Source organism: Vibrio fujianensis (assembly GCF_002749895.1).
Lineage (GTDB): Bacteria > Pseudomonadota > Gammaproteobacteria > Enterobacterales > Vibrionaceae > Vibrio > Vibrio fujianensis.
This window is the reverse complement of the sequence record NZ_NBUS01000041.1, coordinates 52,657-57,677: the sequence shown is the minus strand read 5'-3', so window position 1 is coordinate 57,677 and position 5,021 is coordinate 52,657. Positions and strand designations below refer to the sequence as shown.

General features: G+C 44.2%; 6 protein-coding genes and 1 tRNA gene. 2 read left to right on the top strand and 5 right to left on the bottom strand.

Annotation, left to right across the window (positions count from 1 at the left end):
* Positions 1 to 401 precede the first annotated feature (401 nt).
* Positions 402 to 476, bottom strand: a tRNA-Gly gene (locus B7C60_RS07590).
* Between the two features lie 420 nt (positions 477 to 896).
* Between B7C60_RS07590 and B7C60_RS07585 the strand changes: the two genes are divergently transcribed.
* Positions 897 to 1,085, top strand: coding sequence for a hypothetical protein (locus tag B7C60_RS07585; protein WP_099611136.1), 189 nt, complete (start codon positions 897 to 899; stop codon positions 1,083 to 1,085).
* 52 nt (positions 1,086 to 1,137) lie between these two features.
* Here B7C60_RS07585 and B7C60_RS07580 read toward each other — a convergent pair whose 3' ends face one another.
* Positions 1,138 to 1,617, bottom strand: a complete 480-nt coding sequence (locus B7C60_RS07580) for an RNA-binding S4 domain-containing protein (protein WP_099611135.1) — start codon at positions 1,615 to 1,617, stop codon at positions 1,138 to 1,140.
* 153 nt (positions 1,618 to 1,770) lie between these two features.
* On the opposite strand from B7C60_RS07580, the gene B7C60_RS07575 reads away from it, so the two are divergent.
* Complete coding sequence (locus tag B7C60_RS07575; RefSeq protein WP_099611134.1) at positions 1,771 to 2,166, top strand: PPC domain-containing DNA-binding protein; 396 nt, start codon at positions 1,771 to 1,773, stop codon at positions 2,164 to 2,166.
* On the opposite strand, the gene B7C60_RS07570 is transcribed toward B7C60_RS07575, so the two are convergent.
* The 3 genes from B7C60_RS07570 to B7C60_RS18320 form a co-directional block, all read right to left on the bottom strand.
* Positions 2,163 to 3,755 carry an ABC transporter ATP-binding protein gene (locus B7C60_RS07570; protein ID WP_099611133.1) on the bottom strand — a complete coding sequence of 531 codons (1,593 nt, stop codon included), beginning with the start codon at positions 3,753 to 3,755 and terminating at the stop codon, positions 2,163 to 2,165. The two genes, B7C60_RS07575 and B7C60_RS07570, sit on opposite strands and share 4 nt — an antisense overlap.
* Positions 3,755 to 4,795: an ABC transporter permease gene (locus B7C60_RS07565; protein ID WP_099611132.1), complete on the bottom strand. Its 1,041-nt coding sequence runs from the start codon at positions 4,793 to 4,795 to the stop codon at positions 3,755 to 3,757. Before B7C60_RS07565 ends, B7C60_RS07570 begins: the two co-directional genes overlap by 1 nt.
* A 2-nt stretch (positions 4,796 to 4,797) precedes the next feature.
* Positions 4,798 to 5,021 (bottom strand): ABC transporter permease subunit (locus B7C60_RS18320; RefSeq protein WP_245868862.1); only part of this gene is annotated, 224 nt, incomplete at its 5' end.

Below are 5,021 nucleotides of genomic sequence, written 5' to 3'. Positions count from 1 at the left end.
TCATGGGGATAATGAGAGCCATCTGTGGTTTTCATCAAAGGCCAGCCTACCTGCAACGCTAAGTTGTTTGGGTATGGGTTTGGCTAGTGGTGGTTTCAGTCAACACGGTGTCACATAACAACTTACCACGTTTAATCAACCGATTGCATGGTCATGGCACAGAGAAAAAGAGAAGTATGATGAGCTGCATATTTTTTAGAGTTATGCGGAGCTTCAGCAACAAAATGATGGCGCAAATATCTTCCATTTATCGGATAACCAATAATCTGATAAGACGATTCTATCGTTGACGCATGAAACGGAGAATTATGTTTAAAGGTAAAAACAAAAAAAAACGCTCAAAAGCGCAGTGTTGGAATGGAAGTTTGGGGTTTGATAATAAATTGACGTTACTGGAGAGTTGGAGCGTGCAGCGGGAATCGAACCCGCATCATCAGCTTGGAAGGCTGAGGTAATAGCCATTATACGATGCACGCTTTGCGTCTTGGCTTGCTGTCTACGGGAGTTATATTGCCACATTTATGAGAAAAGAAAAGTCTTTTTTAAGGATTTTTTTCTGTTTGCTCGTAAAATAAACAAAATAATATCAATAGGTTACTTTTCAAGCTATCCATCCCCTCAATCCTTGCTTACCCATCGTTCTCTGTATGGGACTCAGCGCACTTACCGTTTATTAGATTGATGAAGTTAAGTGGATGACAGGCGTTAAAACGCAAATTATCCGCATCAACCGCATCTAGGGTCTGTTGATCTTTCGCGATTAAATTTTGTTCAAAAAGTCAACGAATCGTAAAGAATAAGCATTCCATGTGAATCGGCAAAATTTATCAACTGGGTATATACTGACCAAGAGCAGCCAGTAACTCCCAACTCAAGTGAATTACAGGAGGTGTCAGATGAACATCAAAGACAGCATCGATGTACTAGAGCAACAAATCTATGTCGCTTGTTCAGAAGGTGATTACCAAACGGTTAATCAACTTGAGCAACAGCTGGAAAAGTTACGTGGAGAAATGGAGCACCCTCTTGATGACGATCCATACGCACTCGAGGGGCGGACATTTCTTGATGATGACTGGCGATAAACCATCAAGGGAGCAATTAAGCTCCCTTTTTACTCACTTTAGATTTTTCACTTTAGAAAAAGCGAATCGCACTGCGTCCACCTTTAGTGCTGGATGGTGCCTCTTCAATCGTCTCTTTCGTCGGCGTTTGCCTTTTATTAGACGGAGTTGGTTTTTTATTGGTGGATTTTTTTTCTGTTTTTTTTGCCGAATGACGCGCTTTGGGTTTGCTGACTGCTGGTGGCGGCGTGGTGTTGGTCATCAAACTTTGCTCTGATTTTTGTGGTTCAACCATCTCGGTCGTTGGAACATCACAAATCACTAAATAATACTCTTGGTTAAACTCCACCAAATCACCATCGTAAAGTTTTCTGCGTTTGCGCGTCTCTAATTCGCCATTGACCGCAACATAGCCTTCGGCGATTGCATACTTTGCCTCGCCTCCGCCACTCACGGCATTAGCAAGCTTTAAAACTTTATAAAGTTCGATGGGTTGAGCATCAACCTCAATACCGATGGCTTCAATTTCTACTTCTTCTGGATGATCATTCATTGGGAATTCTACTTTTCTGACATAACCCTAGTGTATACCGAATCGATATCATGACAATGTTTCTATTCTACTGGGCGGTATTGCATTGAACACGATGTATGGGATTGGTACTATTTCCGCCATTCTTTTCCGTTTTATTATCAAGGCTTGGCCATGAAACTTATCGCAACTCGTCTATTACCGGGCACCGATCTTAAACTGGCGATACAATCGCTGGTCGCTCAGCATAATATTCGAGCGGGAACCATCGCATCTTGTGTCGGTAGTTTATCAACGTTAGCCATTCGCTTGGCAGACAGTACCACCACTCTACAGCAAAGTGCTTACTTTGAAATTGTCTCTCTTATGGGTACATTGACACCGGAACATCAGCATCTACATATCTCTGTCGCTGACCATCAAGGGCAAGTATGGGGTGGACATTTACAAGTGGGTAATATTATCCACACAACGGCTGAGCTGATGATACATCACTATCCTGAACACCAATTTTCACGCCAGTTTGATCCCAACACTGGGTTTACCGAGCTTACCATTAACCCCAATTAGCCTGCAGACAGCCGCACCAAAGTTTGAGTATAAGGGTGACTCGGAGTAGAAAAGAGTTGTTCTGTTGGCCCTTGCTCTACTATTTCTCCCTGCTTCATCACAATAGTGTAATGGCATAACGACTTCACCACATTTAAATCATGGCTGATAAATAAATAAGTTAACCCATATTTTTCCTGTAGTGACTTCAATAGATCGAGCACTTGCGCTTGAACCGTACGATCCAGCGATGAAGTCGGTTCATCAAGTAAGATAAATTCCGGTTTTAAAACAAGCGCACGAGCAATGGCAATGCGCTGCCGCTGCCCTCCCGAAAATTCATTCGGATAACGATGTCGCGTTTCAGGATCAAGCCCAACTTCTTGCATTGCTAAACAGATAGCTTGATCAATTTCTGAGGCAGAGTGTTGGCTATGTACAGTCAGTCCTTCACCAATCACTTGAGCCACCGACATGCGAGGGTTTAACGCAGAAAAGGGATCTTGAAAAACCACCTGCATTTTACGCCGAAATGGCAACATCGCCTGCCTATCAAGTGATTGGATAGTCTGATCGGCATAACGAATCTCACCACTCGAATTGACCAACCTTAATACCGCCATGCCTGTGGTCGATTTTCCTGAGCCACTTTCCCCAACTAATCCAATCGCATGCCCTTGACGCAACTGAAATGTCATCCCTGTGACCGCTTTGACGTGATCCATGGTGCGTTTAAAAATCCCGCCTTTAATTGGAAACCACACATTCATTTGCTGAGTTTCTAATAAAACTGGGTTATTTTTATTGACGGCAACCGGTGTGCCACGCGGATCTGATTCAATCAGTAATCGGGTATAAGGATGCTGCGGCGCAGAAAATAATTCCGCGCAATGATTTTGTTCAATCACGCGCCCAGCCTGCATCACCGCGACCCGATCGGCAATACGTCGGACAATGCTTAAGTCATGGGTAATGAACAACATGGCCATACCTAACTCTTGCTGCAAAGATTTGAGTAGATCTAAAATCTGCGCTTGAACCGAAACATCCAAAGCGGTGGTTGGCTCGTCAGCAATCAAGAGTTCGGGCTCATTGATCAACGCCATCGCAATCATCACCCGCTGCCTTTCTCCTCCGGATAATTCATGAGGATAAGCATTAATTTTCACCTGTGGTTGCCGAATCCCAACTTTTTCTAACCAAGTCATGGCTAAGGATTCTGCGTGACGTTGACGCATCCCACGGTGAATCGCTAAGGTTTCAACCAGCTGTTTACCGATTTTATGCAATGGATTTAATGACACCATAGGTTCTTGGAAAATCATACCTATCCGTCCCCCGCGAATACCCCGCAGTTGACGCTCTGAACAGGTGAGTAGATTCAATCCCGCAAACTCAATTCTGCCCTGCTGATAATGCGCTGAACCCTTCGGTAAGAGTTTTAAAATAGCATTGGCGGTGACTGATTTTCCGGAACCACTCTCCCCGACTAATGCCAGTGTTTCCCCTTTATGAATAGAGAGGGAAACTTGATGAGTCACCGTTTCTATCGCTTGTGCTCGACCAAATCCAATCGAGAGATCGGTAATGGTTAATAATGGTTCGCTCATTAACTTCTTCCTTGCACATGTGGATCAAACGCATCACGCACCGCTTCACCAATAAACACCAGCAACGTGAGCATCAAAGATAACACCACAAACGCTGAAATACCGAGCCAAGGGGCTTGTAAATTCGCTTTGCCTTGCGCTAATAATTCACCAAGAGAAGGTGAGCCCACGGGTAAACCAAAACCGAGAAAATCCAGTGAGGTTAAGGTGGTGACTGAACCCGATAAAATAAAAGGCATCATAGTGAGTGAGGCAACCATAGCATTAGGCAACATATGTCGGAAGATGATGCGGGTATCTTTTACTCCCATCGCTTGTGCTGCGCGGATATAATCAAAATTTCGGCAACGCAAAAACTCCGCACGTACCACACCCACCAAACTCATCCAACTAAATAACACCATGATGCCAAGTAACCACCAAAAATTGGGCTCGACAAAACTAGACAGGATAATCAACAAGAATAAGGTCGGCATACCTGACCAAACTTCAATAAAACGTTGCCCGAACAGATCCAGCCAGCCGCCGTAGTAGCCTTGGGTTGCTCCCACCAAAACACCAATCACCGATGAAATAATGGTCAATGCAAAGCCGAATAATACTGAAACCCGAAAGCCGTAGATAATTCTGGCTAATACATCACGCCCTTTATCATCTGTACCTAACCAGTTAACAGAATCCGGTGCAGACGGCACCGAGCCGACCACATTGAGATTGATGGTATCGTAACTAAACCGAATCGGTGCCCAGATGAGATAGCCTTTTTGCTCAATTAATCCCACCACATAAGGGTCGGTATAGTCTGCTTCTGTCTCGAACTCGCCCCCAAAGCGGGTTTCGGCATATTGAGTCACGACAGGGAAAAACCACTGATGGTCATAAGAGACCAGCAGCGGTTTATCATTGGCAATGATTTCAGCAAACAGACTCACAATAAAGAGCAGTGAAAAAATCCACAGCGAATAGAAACCTCGCCGATGAAATTTAAACCGTTGCCAGCGCGCCTGAGTTAATGGGTTGATCCTTGACTTGTTTACCATACTTAGCGCGCCTCAAAATCAATACGAGGATCCACCCAAGTGTAGGTAAGATCGGAAATAATACTAAGCAGTAACCCAAGTAACGTCATGATATAGAGTGAACTAAATACCACAGGATAGTCACGTTGAATGGTTGACTCAAACCCGAGCAAACCGATACCTTCTAAAGAGAACATCACTTCAATCAACATCGATCCGGTAAAGAAAATACCGATAAAGGCGCTAG